Source organism: Nocardioides sp. Soil796, from assembly GCF_001429525.1.
In the GTDB taxonomy this organism is placed as follows: Bacteria; Actinomycetota; Actinomycetes; order Propionibacteriales; family Nocardioidaceae; genus Nocardioides.
In genome coordinates this window covers 98,988-119,264 of the sequence record NZ_LMSQ01000022.1, presented here as the reverse complement: position 1 = coordinate 119,264, position 20,277 = coordinate 98,988, and the positions used below count along the sequence as shown (strand labels likewise).

22 protein-coding genes are annotated in these 20,277 nt (G+C 71.2%); 11 read left to right on the top strand and 11 right to left on the bottom strand.

The window, feature by feature from the left end; translation table 11 throughout:
* Positions 1–25: 25 nt before the first annotated feature.
* Positions 26–1,276 (top strand): acyl-CoA dehydrogenase family protein, encoded by a 1,251-nt coding sequence (locus ASH02_RS24440; RefSeq protein ID WP_442938429.1) that lies wholly within the window; start codon positions 26–28, stop codon positions 1,274–1,276.
* 12 nt (positions 1,277–1,288) lie between these two features.
* Here the strand turns inward: ASH02_RS24440 and ASH02_RS24435 are convergent, their stop codons facing one another.
* Positions 1,289–2,089, bottom strand: coding sequence for a sugar phosphate isomerase/epimerase family protein (locus ASH02_RS24435; protein ID WP_082621011.1), 801 nt, complete (start codon positions 2,087–2,089; stop codon positions 1,289–1,291).
* 69 nt (positions 2,090–2,158) lie between these two features.
* Here ASH02_RS24435 and ASH02_RS24430 point away from each other — a divergent pair, with 69 nt between their 5' ends.
* The 8 genes from ASH02_RS24430 (at position 2,159) to ASH02_RS24395 (ending at position 9,277) form a co-directional block, all read left to right on the top strand.
* Positions 2,159–2,944 carry an SDR family oxidoreductase gene (locus tag ASH02_RS24430; protein ID WP_056687075.1) on the top strand — a complete coding sequence of 262 codons (786 nt, stop codon included), beginning with the start codon at positions 2,159–2,161 and terminating at the stop codon, positions 2,942–2,944.
* A 26-nt stretch (positions 2,945–2,970) separates the two neighbouring features.
* A complete protein-coding gene (locus ASH02_RS24425) occupies positions 2,971–3,420 on the top strand; it encodes an FAS1-like dehydratase domain-containing protein (protein WP_056889733.1) in 450 nt (149 codons plus the stop codon).
* Positions 3,417–3,839, top strand: coding sequence for a MaoC/PaaZ C-terminal domain-containing protein (locus tag ASH02_RS24420; RefSeq protein ID WP_200949816.1), 423 nt, complete (start codon positions 3,417–3,419; stop codon positions 3,837–3,839). The genes ASH02_RS24425 and ASH02_RS24420 overlap by 4 nt, the downstream gene beginning before the upstream one ends.
* Entirely contained in the window at positions 3,836–4,450 is a 615-nt protein-coding gene (locus ASH02_RS24415; protein WP_056687069.1) for a transferase hexapeptide repeat family protein, read from the top strand. Before ASH02_RS24420 ends, ASH02_RS24415 begins: the two co-directional genes overlap by 4 nt.
* 117 nt (positions 4,451–4,567) lie before the next feature.
* Entirely contained in the window at positions 4,568–6,220 is a 1,653-nt protein-coding gene (locus ASH02_RS24410; protein WP_057295643.1) for a thiamine pyrophosphate-binding protein, read from the top strand.
* Complete coding sequence (locus ASH02_RS24405) at positions 6,217–7,623, top strand: MFS transporter (RefSeq protein WP_057295642.1); 1,407 nt, start codon at positions 6,217–6,219, stop codon at positions 7,621–7,623. Before ASH02_RS24410 ends, ASH02_RS24405 begins: the two co-directional genes overlap by 4 nt.
* Entirely contained in the window at positions 7,620–8,567 is a 948-nt protein-coding gene (locus ASH02_RS24400) for an alpha/beta hydrolase (protein ID WP_057295641.1), read from the top strand. The genes ASH02_RS24405 and ASH02_RS24400 overlap by 4 nt, the downstream gene beginning before the upstream one ends.
* Positions 8,568–8,683: 116 nt before the next feature.
* Positions 8,684–9,277 (top strand): TetR/AcrR family transcriptional regulator, encoded by a 594-nt coding sequence (locus tag ASH02_RS24395; protein ID WP_056687057.1) that lies wholly within the window; start codon positions 8,684–8,686, stop codon positions 9,275–9,277.
* 1 nt (position 9,278) lies between these two features.
* Here ASH02_RS24395 and ASH02_RS24390 read toward each other — a convergent pair whose 3' ends face one another.
* From ASH02_RS24390 to ASH02_RS27405, 5 genes are all read right to left on the bottom strand, one after another.
* Positions 9,279–10,469, bottom strand: coding sequence for an alpha-hydroxy acid oxidase (locus tag ASH02_RS24390; protein ID WP_057295640.1), 1,191 nt, complete (start codon positions 10,467–10,469; stop codon positions 9,279–9,281).
* Positions 10,466–11,446, bottom strand: a complete 981-nt coding sequence (locus tag ASH02_RS24385) for a zinc-binding dehydrogenase (RefSeq protein ID WP_200959238.1) — start codon at positions 11,444–11,446, stop codon at positions 10,466–10,468. The genes ASH02_RS24390 and ASH02_RS24385 overlap by 4 nt, the downstream gene beginning before the upstream one ends.
* Positions 11,446–11,778, bottom strand: a complete 333-nt coding sequence (locus ASH02_RS24380; protein WP_200959237.1) for a hypothetical protein — start codon at positions 11,776–11,778, stop codon at positions 11,446–11,448. The genes ASH02_RS24385 and ASH02_RS24380 overlap by 1 nt, the downstream gene beginning before the upstream one ends.
* A 92-nt stretch (positions 11,779–11,870) precedes the next feature.
* Positions 11,871–12,188, bottom strand: a complete 318-nt coding sequence (locus ASH02_RS24375) for a DUF202 domain-containing protein (RefSeq protein WP_056889728.1) — start codon at positions 12,186–12,188, stop codon at positions 11,871–11,873.
* Complete coding sequence (locus ASH02_RS27405; RefSeq protein WP_056687048.1) at positions 12,185–12,583, bottom strand: YidH family protein; 399 nt, start codon at positions 12,581–12,583, stop codon at positions 12,185–12,187. Before ASH02_RS27405 ends, ASH02_RS24375 begins: the two co-directional genes overlap by 4 nt.
* Before the next feature lie 135 nt (positions 12,584–12,718).
* On the opposite strand from ASH02_RS27405, the gene ASH02_RS24365 reads away from it, so the two are divergent.
* Positions 12,719–13,669: a formylglycine-generating enzyme family protein gene (locus tag ASH02_RS24365; protein WP_235539114.1), complete on the top strand. Its 951-nt coding sequence runs from the start codon at positions 12,719–12,721 to the stop codon at positions 13,667–13,669.
* A gap of 6 nt (positions 13,670–13,675) precedes the next feature.
* On the opposite strand, the gene ASH02_RS24360 is transcribed toward ASH02_RS24365, so the two are convergent.
* The gene (locus ASH02_RS24360) at positions 13,676–15,268 is read right to left on the bottom strand and encodes a FadD3 family acyl-CoA ligase (RefSeq protein ID WP_057295639.1); all 1,593 of its coding nucleotides are present in this window, start codon (positions 15,266–15,268) and stop codon (positions 13,676–13,678) included.
* A gap of 122 nt (positions 15,269–15,390) precedes the next feature.
* Between ASH02_RS24360 and ASH02_RS24355 the strand changes: the two genes are divergently transcribed.
* Positions 15,391–16,017 carry a TetR/AcrR family transcriptional regulator gene (locus ASH02_RS24355; protein ID WP_056687041.1) on the top strand — a complete coding sequence of 209 codons (627 nt, stop codon included), beginning with the start codon at positions 15,391–15,393 and terminating at the stop codon, positions 16,015–16,017.
* Positions 16,018–16,055: 38 nt separating this feature from the next.
* On the opposite strand, the gene ASH02_RS24350 is transcribed toward ASH02_RS24355, so the two are convergent.
* The 4 genes from ASH02_RS24350 to ASH02_RS24335 are packed head-to-tail and all read right to left on the bottom strand — an operon-like array spanning position 16,056 to position 20,183.
* Complete coding sequence (locus tag ASH02_RS24350) at positions 16,056–17,153, bottom strand: acyl-CoA dehydrogenase family protein (protein WP_057295638.1); 1,098 nt, start codon at positions 17,151–17,153, stop codon at positions 16,056–16,058.
* Positions 17,154–17,155: 2 nt separating this feature from the next.
* The gene (locus ASH02_RS24345; protein WP_057295637.1) at positions 17,156–18,136 is read right to left on the bottom strand and encodes an acyl-CoA dehydrogenase family protein; all 981 of its coding nucleotides are present in this window, start codon (positions 18,134–18,136) and stop codon (positions 17,156–17,158) included.
* A gap of 2 nt (positions 18,137–18,138) precedes the next feature.
* Positions 18,139–19,305 carry an acyl-CoA dehydrogenase family protein gene (locus tag ASH02_RS24340; protein WP_057295636.1) on the bottom strand — a complete coding sequence of 389 codons (1,167 nt, stop codon included), beginning with the start codon at positions 19,303–19,305 and terminating at the stop codon, positions 18,139–18,141.
* A complete protein-coding gene (locus ASH02_RS24335) occupies positions 19,302–20,183 on the bottom strand; it encodes an enoyl-CoA hydratase (protein ID WP_056687025.1) in 882 nt (293 codons plus the stop codon). The genes ASH02_RS24340 and ASH02_RS24335 overlap by 4 nt, the downstream gene beginning before the upstream one ends.
* Between the last annotated feature and the right edge of the window lie 94 nt (positions 20,184–20,277).

Genomic DNA, 20,277 nt, shown 5'->3' with positions numbered 1-20,277 from the left:
CCCCTGACCCGAACGGATGACCCTGATGAGCACCACCACCGAAGCACCTCCTGCAGTCGACCTGCCCGTGATGGACCTCGGCCCCTCGGCCCGGGTCCGCGAGGTGCTGGCCGATCTCCAGTCGTTCATGGACGAGGCCGTGTACCCGGCCGAGGCCGTCTACGCGCAGCAGCGCGCGGACGCCGGGCCGGAGGGCACCCACGTGCTGCCCCAGGTCGTCGAGGACCTCAAGAAGGAGGCGCGGTCGCGCGGGCTGTGGAACCTCTTCCTGCCCGACCTGTCCGGGCTCAGCAACCTCGAGTACGCGTACGTCGCCGAGCTGACCGGACGGTCGCCGTACATCGCCCCCGAGGCGCTGAACTGCGCGGCACCCGACACCGGCAACATGGAGCTGCTGCACATGTTCGGCACCGACGCCCAGAAGCGGCAGTGGCTCGAGCCGTTGCTCGACGGGCGGATCAGGTCCGGCTTCTCGATGACCGAGCCGGACGTCGCCTCGTCCGACGCGCGCAACATCGCCACGTCGATCACCCGTGACGGCGACGAGTACGTGATCAACGGCCGCAAGTGGTGGACCACCGGTGCCGCCGACCCGAACTGCAAGCTGCTGATCCTGATGGGCAAGACCGACCCGGAGGCCGAGACCTACCGCCAGCAGTCGATGATCCTGGTCCCGGTGGACACCCCCGGCGTCACGATCGTGCGCTCGCTGCCGATCTTCGGCTACGTCGACCAGCACGGGCACGCGGAGATCACCTTCGACGACGTCCGGGTCCCGATCGGCAACCTCCTCGGCGCCGAAGGATCTGGCTTCGCCATCGCCCAGGCCCGTCTCGGCCCCGGTCGGATCCACCACGCCATGCGGGCGATCGGCATGGCCGAGCGCGGTCTCGAGCTGATGGTGAAGCGGACCATGGGACGCGAGGCGTTCGGCGGTCCGATCTCCGACCAGGGCGTGGTCCGCACCTGGATCGCAGAGTCGCGCATGGAGATCGAGCAGGCCCGCCTGCTCGTCCTCAAGACCGCCTGGCTGATCGACCAGGTCGGCGTCAAGGGCGCCGCCACCGAGATCGCCGCGATCAAGGTCGTCGCCCCACGCGTCGCACGATCGGTGCTCGACCGGGCCATCCAGTGCCACGGTGGCGGCGGCGTGACCGACGACTTCCCGATCGCCCGGATGTGGGCCACCGGTCGCATCCTCGGCATCGCGGACGGACCCGACGAGGTGCACATCCGCAGCGTCGCGCGGGTCGAGCTCAAGAAGCACCGCGCGTGATCCGCGCGGGCTTCAGCCCTTGCTGAGCTGGCGATCCAGCCACTCGAGGGCGCGCACGTGCGCGCCCTCGGCGCCTTCAGCGTCGATGCGCGGTCCGAGGATCTCGATCTCGTGGACGCCGGTGTAACCGGCCGCCACGACGTCGCGGACCAGTCGGTCGAGTGGCAGGTCCCCGTCGCCGGGCACCCAGCGGTTCGGCTGCTCCAGCGTGCCGTGCACGAAGTCGCCGTACTGCACGATCCGGATCACGTCGAGGCCGTCGGCCAGCGTGGCGGCGAGCCTCGGCTCGGCCCAGCAGCAGTAGAGGTCGGCGCACACACCGACGCCCAGGTGGCGTGCCGCAGCCACCGCGTCGCGCAGCGTGTGCAGGAACGACACGTCGCTGCGCAGCGAGTGGGTGTTCTCCACGGTCAGGGTGATGTCGAGGTCGTCCGCTCGGGCGACCAGCGGCGCGAGGCGTACGGCGAACGAGGCCAGCGCTTCCTCCCAGCACAGGGGGCCAGCGGGTCCCGTGGTGAGGGTGACCACCGGGATTCCCAGCCGGGCCGCGAAGTCGATCGACTGCGCGGCAAGCTCCAGCTGCTCCCGGCCTGCGGGGGAGTCGACGGACGCCGGCGTGGTGAGCCCGCTGCCGATCGAGCCGACCACCAGCCCCGAGGCCTTGATCGCGGCCTCGGCCTCGCGCCACCCATGACCTTCGAGCTGTCTCGAACCGATCGCCACCCGGTCCACCCGGAGGCGGGACAGGCAGGCGAGCAGGTCGGGCAGCGCCCAGGCGTTCATGGCGATCGTGCTGATGCTGGACAAAACCATGGGACGAGGGTAGCAAGCGCTTGGTTGAGAGGCTAGGGTGAGCGCACCACATCGACAGGAGCCACACGGATGTCACAGGACAACGGATCAGGAAACGCGCCCGGGCGAGGCCTGCTCGCCGGCCGCTCGGTGCTCGTCACCGGCGCCGCGGGCACGGGCATCGGCTTCGCCACCGCCCTGCGCTGCGCCGAGGAAGGTGCCCGCGTCGCGATCAGCGCCCGCAGCGCCGAGAAGGTGGAGCTCGCTGCCGACCAGCTCGAGAAGCTCGTCGGGGTTCGCCCGGTGACCACGGTCTGCGACATCACCGTCGAGTCCGAGGTGCAGGCGATGATCGCCGCTGCCGACGAGCGGCTCGACGGCCTCGACGTGCTGGTCAACAACGCGGCCGTCGGTGGCATGGCCCCGGTCGCGGAGATGACCGACGAGCAGTGGGACGCCGTGCTCGACACCACCCTCAAGGGCACCTTCCGTTGCACCCGGGCCGCACTGCGCCTCATGCTGCCGCGCAAGAGCGGCGTGATCGTCAACAACGCCTCGGTCGTGGGCTGGAAGGCCTCGCCCGGGATGGCCCACTACGCCGCCGCCAAGGCTGGTGTGATGGCACTGACCCGTGCGTCGGCACTCGAGGCCGCGTCCGCCGGGATCCGCATCAACGCCGTGGCGCCGACCCTGGTCGCCCACGACGAGCTCGCGGCGAAGATGCCGCCCGGCGTGATGGACCAGCTCGGCGCCCAACAGCCCCTCGGTCGCGCCGGAGAGCCCTCCGAGATCGCCAACGTGATCGTGTTCCTCGCCAGCGACTACGCGTCGTACCTGACCGGCGAGGTCATCTCGGTCAGCGCCCAACACGCGTAGGCACCCGACACCCACAAGGAAGAGACATGGCCAACCCAGATGCAGTGGGGCGCTCCGGCTCCCCGTTCACCCTCGACGTCGAACGCGGCAAGATCCGTGAGTTCGCCCGGGCCACCGGATCCTCCGATCCGGCCTACCTCCAGGGCGACCACCCGGTGTCGCCGCCGACGTTCCTGACCACGCAGTTCTTCTGGCAGGACGGCGACGCCAACGCCTGGCAGCTCGTGGAGCTCAACCAGCAGCGCGGCCTGCACGCCGAGCAGGAGTACACATTCTTCGGGCCGCCACCGAAGGCCGGCACCCGGCTCACCGCGCAGTCGACGATCACCAACATGTTCGAGAAGCAGGGTCGGCGCGGCGGGCCGATGACGTTCGTGGAGATGGTGACCGAGTTCCGCGACGAGTCCGGCGCGCTGGTCGCCCAGGCCAAGATGACCGGCGTCGAGACCGGTCGCGCACCCGAGGAGGACAAGTGAGTACGTCGATCGACAGCTCCACGCTGGTCGTGCCGGAGGCGCTGGTCTTCGGGCCGGTGACCCGCACCGACTTCGTGCGCTACCAGGGCGCCTCGGGCGACATGAACCCGATCCACCACGACGAGGAGTTCGCCAAGGCTGCCGGCTTCCCGGCCCCGTTCGCGGTCGGCATGTTCCAGGCCGGGTTGCTCGCCTCGTGGGCGACTGCCTGGCTGGGCGCGGAGAACGTGCGCTCCTACCGGGTGCGCTTCAAGGAGCAGGTCTGGCCCGGCGACGTGCTGACCTGCACCGGCGCCGTCACCAGGGAGTACGCCGAGGGCGACGAGCAGCGCGTCGACCTCGAGCTGACCTGCGCGCGTCAGACCGGTGGCGTCGCGATCACCGCGTGGGCCACGTTCGTCGTACCGGCCGCGTCATGACTGCCTACTCCATCGACGGGGTCAGCCCCGTGGTCCACGAGACCGCGTTCGTCCACCCGCAGGCCAGCCTGATCGGCGACGTCGTGATCGGGCCGGAGTGCTACATCGGCCCGTTCGCCAGCCTGCGTGGCGACTTCGGACGGATCGACGTGCGCGCCGGCTCCAACGTGCAGGACAGCTGCACGGTGCACGTCTTCCCCGGCCAGGACACGATCCTCGAGGAGGGCAGCCACATCGGGCACGGCGCCGTGCTGCACGGCTGCCACCTCGAGCCCGGCGTGCTGGTCGGCATGAACTCCGTGATCATGGACGGCACCCGGATCGGCCCCCGCTCCCTCGTCGCGGCGCACAGCTTCGTCCGCGCCGGTGGCGACTACGCCGCTGAGTCGCTGATCGCCGGCAGCCCGGCCAAGTTCATCCGGCGCCTCGACGAGGTGACCCTTGCCTGGAAGGCGAACGGCGCCGACGTCTATCGCGAGCTCGCCGCCCGCAGCCTGGCCAGCCTCCGGGAGGTCACCCCACTGCGTGAGGTCGAGCCGGACCGCAAGCGGGTCAGCACCGGCCGCGACACGTCGACCCCGCTGCACGAGATCCGCGCAGAAGGCGCCTAGGCACTGGGCATCGGCGCCGGTCCTGCTGGTCGGGACCGGAGGCCAACCGGAGCCCAGCTCGCAGCAGGCTGGGCACGGCGGCAGCCCGCCCGAATCCTGTGAGGACCGGTGAACCCAATGACCTGGAACGGAAGCGACGCGATCGCGGCCGCTCTCGACGCTCTCGACGTGGAGACCGTCTTCTTCGTGCCGAGTGCGCACAACCTGCCGATCCTCGACGCGATCGAGCGCCGCGGCATCCGAACCGTCGGCTGCCGTCACGAGCAGGGCGTCGCCCACGCGGCCGACGCCCATGCACGCACGACGGGCACCCTGGCCGTGGGTGTGGTCAGCGGTGGGCCAGGAACCGCCAACACCATGGGCGGGATGTATGAAGCGCACTTCGCGTCGTCGCCGGTGCTGCTGATCACCAGCCAGGTCGAGAGTGCCCACCTCGGCAGGGGACGCGGCTACGTCCACGAGGCCGAGAGCCAGGCGGAGATGCTGGCGACCGTCTGCCGCGAAGTGGTCACCGAGACCACCGCGGACGACCTTGCCGAGACGGTGCTGCGACTGGCCCGGCTGGCCTGCACCGGCCGCCCCCGGCCGGTCGCCCTCGAGGTGCCACTCGACCTCCAGACCGCCACCGTCACATCACTCGACGATGCCGCACTGATCGAGAGCGCACGTCGCCCGCTGCGGCGTACGGCGCCCGACGCCGCGAGCCTCGCAGCCGCCGCCCGACTGCTGGCCACCGCGGAGCGGCCGGTGATCTGGGCCGGCGGGGGAGTGATCCGCTCCGGTGCCGCCGACGAGCTGCTCGAGCTGGCCCGCCGCTGGCAGGCACCGGTGCTGACCAGTCGCGAGGGCCGCGGCGCGATCAGCGAGCTCGACGCGCTGAGCATCGGCTCCTACGCCACCCTGCCGTCGGTCAGGGACTTCCTCGCGGACTGCGACGTGATGCTTGCCGTGGGCACCCGGTTCCAGATGTATCCCACCGCGCAGTGGCAGCTGCCGATCCCACAGGCCCTGGTGCACCTCGACGTCGACCCCACGATCATCGGCCGCAGCTATCCCGCGGCGGTCAGCCTCGTCGCCGACGCGCGTCTCGGACTGACGGCCCTCACCGACCTGGTGGGCGAGCCCGACGAGGCCGTGGCCACCAGCCGCAGTGACCACCTCAAGGCCGGGCAGGAGGCCGCCGCCGTGGCACGCGACGTGGTGGTCGAGCAGGCCGGCCCCGACCACCTGCGGATCAGTGCCACGATCGCCCGGCACCGACCGACCGACGGCGTGCTGGTCTGCGACGCCACCGTGCCGGCCTACGTCTGGGGAGATCGGCTGGTGCCGATCGCCGCACCACGTACGTCGATCCGTTCCGCCGCGGCAGGCATCGGGCCCGGCATGGCGATGGCACTCGGCGCCGCCACGGCCTCCGACTCGCACACCGTGCTGCTCCAGGGCGACGGCGGCTTCATGCTCGGCATCGCGGAGCTGGCCAGTGCGGTGCAGGCGAAGTCACGCATCGTGGTGTGCCTCTTCGACGACGGCGGCTACGGAATGCTCCGCGACATCGACGCCCTCAGCGGTGGGGGATCCGGCAGCGGGTTCGACCTGGCGACACCCGACTTCTTCGCGGTCGCCACGGCCTTCGGCGCCAGGGCGGCGCGGGTGTCGAACCCGGACGAGTTCGAGGCGGAGTTCGTGGCCGCCCTCGACCACGACGGACCGACCCTGCTCCACGTCGACCTGCGCGCGCTGACACCCCTGCGTCGTACGTGGGGCACATGAGCGCCGCAGTCCCGACCGTGCGCGAGCGGGCCCTCGTGCCCACGCTCGTTCTCATCGCCTCCTCGACCGCCGTGGTGGCCAGTCTGGGTGCGCCTCTGGTGCCGATGATCGCCCGTGACGAAGGTGTCTCCCTCTCGAACGCGCAGTGGATCCTGACCGTCACCTTCCTCACCGGCGCGGTGACCTCGCCGATCATCGGGCGCCTCGGCGGCGGCCGCCACCGACGACCCGTGATCCTGGCCGGGCTGCTCGCCGTCTGTCTCGGCTCCGTGCTGGCCGCGCTGCCGCTGGGCTTCGGCGCCATGGTGTTCGGCCGGGTGCTCCAGGGAGTGGGACTGAGCCTGACCCCGTTGGCGATCGCGGTCGCCCGCGAGCTCGTCGCCGAGGAGAAGCAGCTGGCCACGCTGGCCACCCTGTCGATCACCACCGTGGCCGGCGCGGGCATGGGCTACCCGTTGGCCTCCTACATCGTCCAGGAGTACGGCGTCTCCGCGGCGTACTGGGTGGGAGCCGCCATGGCGGGCCTGACCCTGGCCGCGGCGGTGCTGGCGATCCCGGCCAATCGCGGCAGCGAGCCTCGCCCTCTCGACCTCGTCGGCGCGGTGCTGCTCGGCGGAGGCGCCGGAGGACTGCTGCTCGGTGTCAGCCAGGCCCACCACTGGTCCGGTCCGCTGACGATCGGCATCGCGCTCGCCTCCCTTGCCATGCTCGCCGCCTGGGTGCGCTGGACCCTCGCGCGCAGGGACCCGCTGGTCGACCTGCGCCTCGCCACCAGGCACGGTGTGCTCGGCGCCAACGTCACCGCGCTGCTGGCCGGATGCGGGATGTACATGCTGATCACGATGGTGGTCCTGATCGTGCAGGCGCCCACCGCGACCGGCTACGGCCTCGGACACTCGCTCACCGTCGCCGGCCTGATGCTGGTGCCGTTCTCCTTCGCAAACGTTCTGGGCAACCGCATCCTGCGCGCGCTGGACCGACGTGTCGCCCCCGACATGCTGCTGCCGATCGGCTCCTGCCTGTTCCTGGTGGCCACCCTCGTGCTGGCCGGATTCCGGGACACCCTGTGGGGCTGCGTGCTGGCCATGGTGATCGGCGGCCTGGGAGCCGGGGCGTCGTTCGCCGCCATGCCGCGACTGATCGTGCGCTTCACGCCTGCGGAGGAGACGGGCAGCGTGATGGCCTTCAACCAGATCCTGCGCTACCTCGGCTTCTCGGCCGGCAGCGCTCTGGTCCTGGCCGTCCTTCAGCTCTACGCCGGTCCCGACGGTGCACTGACCGCGACCGGCTTCACCGTGGCGGCACTCGCCGCCTCGGCGGTGTCGGGCGTGGCCGCGGTGCTCGGCTTCGTGCTGGCCCGGTCCGTGACCGACCCCGAACCCACCCTCCAGGAGGTGCGATGACCAACCCAGAGATCGACGACATGCTGGCCCTGCTCAACGCGGGCTTTCCCCGTGTCGAGGAGATGACCGGCGCACAGGCCCGCGCGGCCGTGGCGGCCAGGCGTCAACCCGTCACCAACCTCGACGACGTGGCCAGTGCCGACGACGTGTCCATCGAGGCCGCGCACGGCCAGATCCCGGCCCGCGTCTACCGGCCGCACGGCAACTCCGCCGACCGGCCGGTGGTGGTCTTCTTCCACGGTGGCGGCTTCGTGTTCTGTGACCTCGACACGCACGACGGTTTCTGTCGCGCGATGGCCAGGGGCACCGATGCCGTGGTCGTGTCCGTCGACTACCGGCTGGCGCCCGAGCATCGGGCCCCCGCGGCGGCCGAGGACGCGTTCGCCGCCACCCGGTGGGCGATCGAGCACGCAGCCGAGCTGGGCGGGGATCCGCACCGCGTGGTGGTGATGGGCGACAGTGCCGGCGGCAACCTCGCCGCAGCGGTCTGCCTGATGGCACGCGATGACGGCGGCCCGATGCCCGCCGCGCAGGTGCTGGTCTACCCGGTCATCGACCCGGCCTGCGACTCGGAGTCCGCGCAGCGCTACGCGACCGGATACTTCAACACCCTCGCCGCCACCCGTTGGTACTGGACCCAGTACCTGCCCGACGACGGTGTGCTTCCCGAGCCCACGGCGTACGTCGCACCGCTGACGGCCGCGACCCTGAGCGGGCTGCCGCCCGCGATCGTGGTGACCGCCGGCCTCGACCCGCTGTGCAGTGAGGGGGAGCAGTACGCCGCCGCACTGGCCGACGCCGGTGTCCCCGTCGTGCACCGCGGCTACGACGACCTCTTCCACGGGTTCCTCACCATCTTGTCGATGCGTGCCGCCGTAGGGCCGCGCGAACAGCTCTGGGGTGACCTGGCGGCGCTGCTGGACAGGACACGGGTCGCACCGTGACCGACGCCGGAGCCTGAGGCGTCGGCAAAGTCGTCCCTCGCCACGTCCCAAGAACACGCCGGATCGTGGGTACGCTACGACGCAGCCGAAATCACTAGCCAGACAAGGTCTCCCACGTGCCGCCCACTGATCGCAGGTCCAGGATCCTGGAATCGGCAGCCGCGCTGTTCGCCGACAAGGGCATCAACGCGAGCACCGTGCGCGACATCGCCGACGGCGTCGGCATCCTGTCCGGCAGCCTCTACCACCACTTCGACTCCAAGGACGCGATGGTCGAGGCCATCGTCGTCGAATACCTCGAGGCGCTCACCCAGCGCTATGCCGAGGTGGTGCTGCCGGAGCTGGACGCACGAGCCCGGCTGCACGCGCTGGTGCTGGCGTCGCTGCAGGTCGTCGACGAGCACGAGCACGCCAGCGAGATCTACCAGGCCAACCGCAAGTACTTCGAGACCAGCGACCGGTTCAAGTCCGTGCGCGACCTGGCCTCGGCCGTCCACCTGGCCTGGGCCGGGGTGATCGACTCGGGAGTGAAGAGCGGCGACTTCCGCTCCGACGTCAACCCGCGCGTCTTCCACCGCTTCCTGCGCGACGCCGTGTTCCTCGCTTCACGGTGGTACCACCGCAGCGAGGTCTACGGCATCGAGGAGCTCGCCGACGACACCGCGCGCATCTTCCTCGACGGCTTCACCGTCGCACCCACCGCTGGCTGAGTCAGACCACCATCGGCTGCACGTGTGAGCGGTCGAGGCTCGCCACGTCGGCCACCCCCATCAGGGTGAGCGTGCGCACGATCTCGTCCCGGAAGATCTCCAGCACGTGCTCCACGCCCTCCTGTCCGCGTGCGGCCAGGCCGTAGACGTAGGGCCGGCCGATCCCGACTGCAGTGGCACCCAGCGCGAGCGCCTTGACGACATCCGTTCCTCGTCGTACGCCGCCGTCCAGGAACACCGGCACGCGGCCGCCGACACGCTCCACCACGGCGGGCAGGGCGTCGAGGGCAGCAGGGGCGCCGTCGAGCTGGCGGCCGCCATGGTTGGAGACCAGCACGCCGTCGGCGCCGAGCTCGACGGCACGCTGGGCGTCGTCGGCCTCGAGGACTCCCTTGAGATAGACCGGCCCGTCCCACATGTCGCGGATGCGGGCGAAGTCGTCCCACACCAGGTCGGGTCGTAGCAGCGTCTGCTGCGCCCGGGCCGAGGCCACGGCCGCCTTGGTGCCGCGCTCGTCGACCAGCATCCGCGACGTGATGCGTTGGTGCCGCAGGAAGCCGTAGGCCCAGCGCGGGCGGACGGCGGCGCTGAGAGCGCGAGCCGGGGTCAGTGTGGGCGGAATCCCCATGCCACGCTTGCGTTCGGCCAGACGGTTGCCTGCCACGGGTACGTCGACGGTGACGAAGAGAGCGGCGTAGTCGGCATTGCGTGCCCGGTCGATGAACGCCTTCGAGAGCGGCTGGCCGGTGGTCTGGCTGGTCCAGGGGTAGAGCTGGAAGAAGTGGTTCTCGTCGGTCGCCTCGGCGACTTCTTCCACGGTCCAGCTCGACGCGGTGCTGATCACCGCCCGGGTGCCCGCCGCCTCTGCGGCCCGTGCGGCAGCGCGTTCGCCCTGCCAGTGCACGAGGCCGGTCATCCCGGTGGGGGAGAGGAACACCGGCAGCGAGAGGTCGGTGTCGCCGACCTTGGTCGCGAGGTTGGTGCCGGTGTGACCGGTCAGCACGCGCGAGCGCAGCGACCAACGGTCGAAGGCGTCCTGGTTGGCGCGCAGGGTCAGCCCGGACTCGGCGCCGCCGTCCACGAACGCCCACACCATGCCGGGCAGTGCCCGCCGGGCCCGCTCCCGGTAGTCCTCGACGGTGATCGGTCCGCCGCTGCGGGCGGACAGGGCGAAGCGGAGGCCGCCGCTCATGACGCCACCCTCAGGGTGACCTTGGCGGTCTCGGAGGTGGGGGCGGTGGCGAGCTCGAAGCCCTGCTGGACCCGGTCGACGTCGAACGTGTCGGTGACGAACATGTCCACGAGGGCGGGGTGCGCGGCCAGGTAGTCGCCGGCCTTCTCGAGCATGGCCCGACGTTGGAGGGTGGCCCCCGATCTCAGTGACAGGTTCTTGCGGAGCAACAACTGCATGTTGACGGGATAGTGGGCGTCATCGGGGATGCCGAAGTAGAAGATGTGGCCGCTCGGAGCTGCGGCCTCGAGGGCATGGTTCAGTGTGGACATGTTGTGCCCGATCGCCTCGATCACCACGTCTGGCCGGTCGGCGTCGCTCAGCTGACCGGCCCAACGGCTCGTGTGCAGGTGCGCCACCTCGTCCGCGCCCATGCGCAGGCCCAGGACGGTGCGGTCGAGGCGGTCCACGCCGACCACCGACCGAGCCCCCGCCGTACGCAACACGTGGTTGAACAGCAGGCCCATGGGTCCTTGCCCCAACACGGCGGCCCGGGAGCCTGCGACCTCCGGGAGCTGTTCGACGGCGAAGAGCACACAGGCCAGGGGCTGCAGCATCACGGCCCGCTCGGGGCTCAGCTGCGGGTCGAAGGAGAAGAGGTCGTCACCGAGGCTGATCGTGAACTCGGCAAGGGCATTGAGGCGAGATCCCCAGCCGACGACGTGGTCACCGACCCGGTGCCGCGGATCGCGAGTGGCGACCACCTCGCCCACCACTTCGTGCAGTGGCGAACCGGGCGGACTGCCGGCACCGGGCTCATCACGTTGCTTGAGGGTGAGCAGGCCGTTGAAGACGGGGAGGTCGCTGCCGCAGATCGCCCCGGCCAGGACTTTGAGGAGCACCTCGCCGCCGACCAGGTCGTCGGCCCCGGGGCGTGGCGTCTCCACCTCGACGAACTCCCTGGGGCGGACCAGCTGCTGGGCCCGCATCGTCGCCATCAGTGGCCGATGCCGTGGCCGGACGGACCACTGTCCGGGTCGGTGTTGACCGGCATCGGGTCGGAGGACTGGATCGGCAGGTCGCCGTTCGACACGGCCGCCCGGATCGAGTCGCCCAACCGCGCGCAGCCGCCGAAGAGCCGGCCGTCCTCGGTCCATCCCGTCGCGCTGCGTTCCTCGCAGACCCGCAGGCCGTCGGAGTGCCACTGGATGCTGGTCTGCTCCCAGCTGCTCTTGCGCACCTCGACGAGCGCGGAGCAGGATCGGCACGCCACCGGCCACATGGGGCCGTCCTCGAGTCTCACGTCGGGCCGGATCACTTGCTCGCTCATCGGGGCTCCTGTGTCGTGGGTGCGTGCCCCGCAAGTCTCTCCACGGCTGGTCGTGCTGCCGGGAATGTCCCGCTCAGCGAAACCGGGGCTCCTCACGACAGCAGGAGCACGGTCGTCTCGGTCAGGCACAGGAGGCAGGTCGCCACGGCAACGGTCAGCGGGGCCCGGCCCCCTCGGCGTCGACGGGCCGCCCGGGTGCCTCGGGTACGCCGGTAGCGGCCTCGGCTCTCGACGAACACCCACAGGCTGAGCAGGAAGGCCGGGCCGAGGACGGTGAAGGCGGCGCCCCCGAGATCGCCGTACGTCAGGCGGGCCAGGATCGCCGCGCACACCATGAGGCTCAGGGCGGTGCGTTGCCACGCCAGGGCGGTGCGTTCGTTGGCCAGCCCCGGGTCGGCCGCGACGCTCACGCGACCGACGCGATCACCACGACGGCCGCGCAGACCACCAGGCCGGTGAAGAGGGCGCCGAGCCCGAAGCCCGGCAGCGGCGCGGAACGGCGCATGGCCCGCTCCGCACGCGACCAGCGGATCCACGCGATCACGGCGCACAGTGCGCCGGTCACCGTCAGCAGGATCGCCAGCAGGTGCTGCGACTCTGCCCTCAGGGGCAGATCGACGGCGTCGATGGCGACGCCGGCGGCGAGCAGCGCCAGCGCCGTCCGGATCCAGGCCAGGAACGTGCGCTCGTTGGCGAAGCTGAACCGGTAGTCGGGTTCTGATCCTGCGCCGTACACGGACTCGGGCCAACGGCCGTCGGGACTCCGATTCCCTTGCGTGGTCTGCGCTACCGGGTCGCTGTCCATGGGTGCGGCCACTCCTGTGCTCGGTCGTCCGGGTCTCCGGCGAAGTCAACGCCGACGGCTCCCCGGCGCGTGGAAATGTCCCACTCAGCGAACCCGCTGCAGGGGCCGGTCGGTGCCGGGACCAGAATCGGCAGCGTGAACGAACCGTCACCCTGTTGCTCCCCGGGCCGTCCCGCCGACGGGCCCGCAGAGATCCGGCCCCCGGCGCACGCCGTCGCGCGACCGCGAAGCACGCGTGGCCAGGTGCGGATCCCGGCCGGTGACTTCGCGATGGGCGACCCCTTCGACGAGGGCTACGCCGGCGACGGCGAGACCCCCGTGCACCGGGTGCGCCTCGAGTCGTTCTGGATGGACGCGACCACGGTCACCAACGCCGCCTTCGCGGCCTTCTGCAAGGACACCGGCCACGTCACCGAGGCGGAGGAGCTGGGCGTCTCCGCGGTCTTCCACCTGGCCTTCCGGGGCGAGCGCTCCGACGTGCTCCAGCAGGTCGCCGAGGCGCCGTGGTGGCTGGCCGTCAAGGGTGCGTCGTGGCGGCAGCCGGGGGGACCCGGCTCGAGCATCCAGGACCGGCAGAACCACCCCGTCGTGCACGTGACGTGGAACGACGCGTCGGCGTACGCCGCCTGGGCAGGCAAGCGCCTCCCGACCGAGGCCGAGTGGGAGTACGCCGCACGAGGTGGACTCGACGGCGCCCGGTTCGCCTGGGGCGACGAGCTGACACCCAGAGGCCGCTGGCAGTGCAACATCTGGCAGGGCGACTTCCCGCGCAGCAACACCGAGGACGACGGCCACCTGGCCACCGCGCCGGTCAAGACCTACCGGCCCAACGGACACGGCCTGTGGCAGATGGCCGGCAACGTCTGGGAGTGGTGCGCCGACTGGTTCGACCCCGGCTACTACGAGGTCAGCCCGGCAGTGGACCCGCGAGGCCCCGACACCGGCGCGGCCAGGGTGATGCGCGGTGGCTCCTACCTGTGCCACGACTCCTACTGCCACCGCTACCGGGTCTCCGCCCGGTCGAGCAACACACCCGACTCGGCCAGCGGCAACATGGGCTTCCGCTGCGCCAACGACGACGCCTGACCAGGGTCAGGCGTCGTCGCGCAGGTCCCGCTTGAGGATCTTGCCGCTGGCGTTGCGCGGGAACTCCGCGACGGTGACGATCTCGCGGGGCACCTTGAAGTTGGCCAGGCGCGTCTTGCAGTACGCCGTCAGCGCGGCGACGTCGATCGTGGCGCCGGGCCGGGGCACGACGTACGCCCGGCCGACCGAGCCCATCCGCTCGTCGGGGATGCCGATGACGGCGCACTCCACGACATCGGGGTGGCTGGTCAGCACGCCCTCGATCTCGGCGGGATAGACGTTGAAGCCGCCGACGGTGAACATGTCCTTGATGCGGTCGGTGATCTTGAGGCAGCCGTGCTCGTCGAGGCGGCCCACGTCGCCGGTGTGCAACCAGCCGTCGGGGTCGATCGCCTCCGCCGTGGCTGCGTCGTCCTCGAAGTAGCCGAGCATGACGTTGTCGCCGCGCAGCAGGATCTCGCCGTCCGCGCCGACCGCCACGTCGTCACCCTCGGCGTCGACCGTGCGCACCTCGATGCCGGGGCAGGCCGGGCCGGTGGTCTCCGCGACGTGCAGGGGATCCTCGTTGGGCCGCGACTGGGTGGCGACCACGCACTCGGTCAGTCCGTAGGCCTGGGCCACCTGGTCGAAGCCGAGCACCTCGAGCATCTCCTTGAAGAGCGTCTCGGGCACCGAGGCGGCACCCGCGATGGAGAAGCGCAACGACGACAGGTCGAAGTCGGCCAGGCGTGGGTGGTTGATCAGGGTGAGGAAGATCGTCGGCGCACCGGGCAGCACGGTGATCCGCTCGCTCTCGATGAACGCCATCAGCTCCGGCGGGTCGAAGGTGCGCACCGGATAGATCGTCGTACCGGCGGTGAGGCAGGCCATGATGCCTGCCTTGTAGCCGAAGCTGTGGAAGAACGGGTTCACGATGGCATAGCGGTCGGCCTCCGTGAGGGAGGCGCCCGTGGCCCAGACGTCGGCCACCCCGATCGTCTGCCGGTGCGCGCTCATCACGCCCTTGGGCAGGCCGGTGGTGCCGGAGGTGTAGAGGATGTCGCAGACCGTCTCGGAGGTGACCGTGGCCTCGGCCTCGGCCAGTGCCTCGGGGGTGACGGACTCGGCACCGGCCAGGAACCGGTCCCAGCCGATGGTTCCCTCCTGACCGGTCGAGCCGAGGTCGACGACGGTGTGCAGGTGGGGGAGACCCGCGACGGGGCCCTCGCCCGACTCGGTGCCGTCCTCGACGGACTCGGTCAGCATCGTGAAGTAGTCGGCGCCGAGGAAGCCGTTGACCAGCACCAGGGCGCTGGCCCGGGCGCGCTCGAGCACCACCCGCGCCTCGCGGCCGCGGTAGCGGGTGTTGAGCGGCACCACCGAGGCGCCGATCACCTGCGCACCCAGCAGGGCGAGCACGAACTCGAGGCGGTTGGGCGCCCAGATCGCCACCCGGTCGCCCGGTCGTACGCCGGCCGCCAGGTAGGCCCGCGCCGTACGACGCGACTCGGCCGCGAGGTCGGCGTAGGTGAGCCGCTGGTCGCCGTCGACGACCGCAGGGGAGTCGCCGAAGCGCCGGGCGCTGTCGTCGATCAGTGCGGGCACGGTCAGATGAGACATGCCAACTCCTTACTGAACAAGTGCTTGTTAGGTATCCTAGTCACGGAACGTGGCCTCGAGGGCCGCAGGCAGGGCGCAGGAGCAGACTCCCGCACCGCCACCCCATGAGAAGGGATCTGTCGATGACGCCACGAGGCAACGAGAAGGCCGGCCGTGCCAACGGCAACGGCCAGGGCTCGGCCCGGCGTACGGAACTGCTCGCCCTGGCGGCCGAGCTCTTCGCCACACGCGGGTTCTCCCAGACGACCGTGCGCGACATCGCGGACGCTGCCGGCATCCTGTCCGGGAGCCTCTACCACCACTTCGACTCCAAGGAGTCGATGCTCAACGAGATCCTGCGCGAGTTCCTGACCGGCCTGCACGACACGTTCCGCACGATCGTCGACGAATCCGGCACCCCGCGCGAGACCCTGGACGAGCTGGTGCGGGCGAGCTTCGTCGCCATCGACGGGCAGCGCCACGCCGTCGCGCTCTACCAGAACGAGTCCAACCTGCTGATGACCCAGCCGGAGTTCGAGGTCGTCGCGAAGACGAGCCGCAAGATCGAGCGGGTCTGGCTGCAGGTGCTGGTGCAGGGGCGTGAGTCCGGAGACTTCCGTGCCGACCTCGAGAGCGGCGTCATCTACCGGTTCATCCGCGACGGAGTGTGGTCCGCGGTGAAGTGGTACAACCCCCGCGGCAAGCTGCGTCACGACAAGGTCGCCGAGCAGTACCTCGCGATGCTGCACGGCGGGCTGCTGGCCGGCTGAGCCCCGACCCGCCGGCTGCTCGACCGTGGACCGCATCGTCATGCCGGCAGCAGGCTGCGCCGGTGCTCGCGCGCGGAGCCGAAGAGCTCTCCGGTGGCGTGGGCGCGCTTGAAGAAGAGGTGCGCGTCGTGCTCCCAGGTGATCGCGATGCCACCGTGCAGCTGCACCATCTCGGCGGCGACTTCTGCGAACGCCTCGGAGCACCAGGCCTTGGCCAGGGCGGCCTGCCGCACGACGTCGGCGTCGCCCTGCGCAGCGGCCCACGCAGCCGACCAGGAGATCGACCGGGAGGTCTCCACGGCCACGAGCAGGTCGGCGACCCGGTGCTTGAGCGCCTGGAACGACCCGAGCGGCCGGCCGAACTGCTCGCGCTCCTTGAGGTGCGCGACGGTGCGGTCGAGGGCGCCCTGTGCGCCGCCCACCTGGAGCGCGGTCACGGCCACGGCCGCTTCCGCGCGCAGGGTGGCCAGCTCGTCGGTGAGCACGCCGCCGACCGGGGTCGCCGGTGCGCCGTCGAACGTGACGGTGTCGAGCTGCAGGGTCAGGTCGAGCGCGGGGGTGGCCGTGCGCTCGACTCCCGCTGAGAGGTCGGCCTCGAAGAGTCGCGGGCCGTCTTCGGTGGCTGCCACGACCAGGAGCAGGTCGGCTCCGTGCGCGTCGAGCACGAGGGTGGCCGCGCCGTCGAGGCGCCAGCTGTCGCCGTCCGCCGTCGCACGTACGTCGGAGCCGTCGGCACGCCACTGACCCGATGCGTCGGCCCAGGCGAGGGCGGCCACGTGGGTGCCCTCGGCGAGCGGCGGCAGCAGGCGCGCGCAGTCGTCGGGCGTGCCGGCCAGCAGCACGGCCCGGGTCGCCAGCACGCCCGACCCGAGCAGGGGAGTGGGCGTCAGCGTGCGGCCCAGCGTCTCGAGGACGACGTGGGTCTCGAAGGTGGAGAACCCGGCGCCGCCGTACTCCTCGGGGATCGCCAGCGCGGCCACGCCGATCTGGCCGCACAGGGTCTCCCAGAGTGCCTCGTCGAAGCCCCGGGCAGCCTGCGTCGCGGCGCGCAGGTCGACCTGGCCCGCGCGACGCTCCACGAGGGTGCGCACGGCACCGGCCAGCTCCTCCTGCTCCTCGCTCAGTCCGAAGTGCACGCTCAGCTCCTCATCAGGTGGTCGAGCACCCGGCCGCGGTGGTGGGACGTGCTGCCCCACGCGCCGGCCAGCGCACGGGCGCGCAGGATCCAGATGCTCAGGTCGTGTTCCATGGTGTAGCCGATCGCGCCGTGCACCTGCAGCGCCGTACGGGCCGCGAGGTGTGCGGCGTCTGTGGCGGCCACCTTCGCGGCCGACACGTCGCGCGTCGCGCCGTCGTCGCCGGACTCGAGGCCGCGGGCCGCGCCGTGCACCAGCGGGCGGGCGAAGTCGAGGGCCACGCGGACGTCGGCGAGGGCGTGCTTGATCGCCTGGTACTCACCGATGACGCGGCCGAACTGGCGGCGCTGACCGACGTACGTCACGGAGTCGCGCAGCAGCCTCTCGCCGGTGCCGACCAGGCTCGCCGAGCAGGCCAGGGTGGCCAGCTCGAGGCCACGCGCGACGGCGTCGACGGCCAGGATCTCGCGCGGACCGTCGGCCTCGACGGCGTGCAGCCGGCGCGACGGGTCCACCGAGGTGAGCTCGCGCGTCGACCGCGAGGGGGAGAGGGTGTCCGCGTCGAGGAGGAACGCGTGGGTGGCCGACCCGGCGTCGAGGGCGTACGGCGCCAACGGTGGCACGGCGATCGTGACCCGTGCCGAGCCCTCGGCCACGTCGGCCAGGACGTCGTGGTGCTTCGTGCCGGCCAGCAGCGAGGGGGCGAGGGCGACCGACTCGATCCAGGGACCGGGGACGCCGTGATGGCCCAGGCACTCGAAGGCGACCGCGAGGTCGAGGGGAGTGCCGTCGATGCCGCCGGCCTCCTCGGGCACGACGAGGGCAGTCACCCCGAGCTCGGCGAGCTTCTCCCACAGGCGCAGGCCGGCGGTGTCGTCGCCGGCGGCCCAGGCCCGGTTCGCGGCAGGGACGTCGGAGGCGGTGAGCAGGCCGGTCAGGGCATCGCCGAAGGAGCGCTGCTCCGCGGACATGGCGAATCGCATGGTCAGGACCTCTTCTCGCCCCGGGGCAGCCCGAGGATGCGTTCGGCAACGATGTTGCGCTGGATCTCGTTGGTGCCCGCGTAGATCGGACCGGAGAGGGAGAACAGGTAGTCGTCCATCCATCGTCCGCCGTTGGGGGCGGCCTCGCCGCGCAGCTCCTGGTCGGCGCCGAGCAGTGCGAGACCGGTCTCGTGGAGGTCGACGTCGAGGTCGGACCAGAACAGCTTGTTCACGCTGCCGGCCGCGCCCATGTCGCCACCGTCCTGGAGGCGGTCGACGGTGCCCCATGTGTAGAACTGGTAGGCCCGGGCGCCGATCCACGCGTCGACGACGTCGTCGCGCAGCGTGGGGGTCTCGTCGCCCCGCTCGCGCCACAGGTCGAGCAGTCGGTCGGCGGCGGCCATGAAGCGGCCCGGCGCGCGCAGGGAGAGCCCGCGCTCGTTGCCGGCGGTGCTCATCGCCACGCGCCAGCCGTCGCCGGCCCCGCCCAGCACGTCGGCGTCGGGCACGAACACGTCGTCGAAGAAGATCTCCGCGAAGCCCGGGTCGCCGTCCAGCTGGGGGATCGGCCGCACGGTGATGCCGTCGGCGGTCAGTGGGAAGAGGAAGTAGGTCAGGCCGCGGTGCCGCTCGGCGGCCGGGTCGCTGCGGAAGAGACCGAAGCCACGGTCGGCGTACGGCGCACGCGAGCTCCACGTCTTCTGTCCGTTGAGCACCCAGCCGCCACGGGCCTCGTCGCGGGTGGCGGTGCTGCGGATGCCGGCCAGGTCGCTGCCGGCCTCGGGCTCGGACCAGGCCTGGGCCCAGACATCGGAGCCGTCGGCCATCGCGGGCAGGAAGCGCTGCTGCTGCTCGGGGGTGCCGTGCTCGAAGATGATCGGGGCGAGGAGCGAGATGCCGTTCTGCGTGATGCGGGTCGGGGCTCCGGAGAGGTAGTACTCCTCCTCGAAGATCACCCACTCGGTCAGCGAGACCTCGCGGCCGCCGTACTGCTCGGGCCAGGCGACGACCGACCAGCGACCGGAGGCAAGCTTCTTCTCCCACTCGCGGTGTGCCGCGGCGCCGTCGGCGGTGTCCATCGAGGGCAGCCGGCCGGGCGAGTGCTCGGCCAGCCAGGCGCGGGCCTCGGCGCGGAAGGCCTCTTCGTGCTCGGTGAAGTCGAGGCTCATCGGGTGACCGCTCCGTTCTTGTTCGCGGTGGCCATCGCACGGCCGTCGAGGTCGGCCAGCGGGTCGCCGCCCACCTCGACGTTGTGCGCGTGGGCCGCGTGGTGGAGGCCGAAGACGGAGTCGATGCCGGCGCGCAGCCCCTGCAGGTCCTCGGCCTGGTTCACGGCCTTCTTGGTCAGCGCGAGTCCCAGACGGGGCATCGTGGCGATCCTCTCTGCAATCTCCATGACGGTGCGCTCGAGGTCGGCGCGGGGAACCACACGGTTGACCATGCCGAGCTCCTGGGCGCGCTGCGCGGGGAAGCGGTCGCCGGTGAAGAGGAGCTCCTTGGCGGCCCGCGGGTTCATCACCCACGGGTGCGCGAAGTACTCGACGCCGGGGATGCCCATGCGCACCACCGGGTCTGCGAACCAGGCGTCGTCGGAGGCGACGATGAAGTCGCACGACCAGGCCAGCATCAGGCCGCCGGCGATGCAGGCGCCCTGGACCATCGCGATCATCGGCTTGGGGATCTCGCGCCAGCGCCGGCACATGCCCAGGTAGACCTCGGACTCGCGGGCGAAGCGGGACTCGACGCCCTGCTTGTCGACGTGGTCCCAGTGGATGACCGCCTGGCGGGTGAAGCTCTGGTCGATGTCGCGGCCGGGTGTGCCGATGTCGTGACCGCCGCAGAAGTGCTTGCCGTTGCCGGCCAGCACGATCACCTTCACCTCGTCGTCGTCGACCGCGCGGACGAACGCCGCGTCGAGTGCGTAGGTCATCTCGGAGTTCTGCGCGTTGGCGTAGTCGGGGCGGTTCAGCGTCACCACGGCCACCGGTCCGCGCCGTTCGTAGGTGACCACCGAGGTGCTCGCGGCGGTCGGCTCGTCGTGGGGCATCTCTCTCCTCAGTGTCACCTCAGCGGTGGGGAACTGGGACGACACTACCAAACAAGTGCTTGGTTAGGTAAGGTGAGTCCCAGTGGTGGCCGGC

Coding starts and splice junctions, on each gene's coding strand:
- ASH02_RS24440 (WP_442938429.1), top strand. CDS start 26: ATGAGCACCACCACCGAAGCACCTCCTGCAGTCGACCTGCCCGTGATG.
- ASH02_RS24435 (WP_082621011.1), bottom strand. CDS start 2,089: ATGGTTTTGTCCAGCATCAGCACGATCGCCATGAACGCCTGGGCGCTG.
- ASH02_RS24430 (WP_056687075.1), top strand. CDS start 2,159: ATGTCACAGGACAACGGATCAGGAAACGCGCCCGGGCGAGGCCTGCTC.
- ASH02_RS24425 (WP_056889733.1), top strand. CDS start 2,971: ATGGCCAACCCAGATGCAGTGGGGCGCTCCGGCTCCCCGTTCACCCTC.
- ASH02_RS24415 (WP_056687069.1), top strand. CDS start 3,836: ATGACTGCCTACTCCATCGACGGGGTCAGCCCCGTGGTCCACGAGACC.
- ASH02_RS24410 (WP_057295643.1), top strand. CDS start 4,568: ATGACCTGGAACGGAAGCGACGCGATCGCGGCCGCTCTCGACGCTCTC.
- ASH02_RS24405 (WP_057295642.1), top strand. CDS start 6,217: ATGAGCGCCGCAGTCCCGACCGTGCGCGAGCGGGCCCTCGTGCCCACG.
- ASH02_RS24400 (WP_057295641.1), top strand. CDS start 7,620: ATGACCAACCCAGAGATCGACGACATGCTGGCCCTGCTCAACGCGGGC.
- ASH02_RS24390 (WP_057295640.1), bottom strand. CDS start 10,469: ATGAGCGGCGGCCTCCGCTTCGCCCTGTCCGCCCGCAGCGGCGGACCG.
- ASH02_RS24385 (WP_200959238.1), bottom strand. CDS start 11,446: ATGGCGACGATGCGGGCCCAGCAGCTGGTCCGCCCCAGGGAGTTCGTC.
- ASH02_RS24380 (WP_200959237.1), bottom strand. CDS start 11,778: ATGAGCGAGCAAGTGATCCGGCCCGACGTGAGACTCGAGGACGGCCCC.
- ASH02_RS27405 (WP_056687048.1), bottom strand. CDS start 12,583: ATGGACAGCGACCCGGTAGCGCAGACCACGCAAGGGAATCGGAGTCCC.
- ASH02_RS24360 (WP_057295639.1), bottom strand. CDS start 15,268: ATGTCTCATCTGACCGTGCCCGCACTGATCGACGACAGCGCCCGGCGC.
- ASH02_RS24355 (WP_056687041.1), top strand. CDS start 15,391: ATGACGCCACGAGGCAACGAGAAGGCCGGCCGTGCCAACGGCAACGGC.
- ASH02_RS24345 (WP_057295637.1), bottom strand. CDS start 18,136: ATGCGATTCGCCATGTCCGCGGAGCAGCGCTCCTTCGGCGATGCCCTG.
- ASH02_RS24340 (WP_057295636.1), bottom strand. CDS start 19,305: ATGAGCCTCGACTTCACCGAGCACGAAGAGGCCTTCCGCGCCGAGGCC.
- ASH02_RS24335 (WP_056687025.1), bottom strand. CDS start 20,183: ATGCCCCACGACGAGCCGACCGCCGCGAGCACCTCGGTGGTCACCTAC.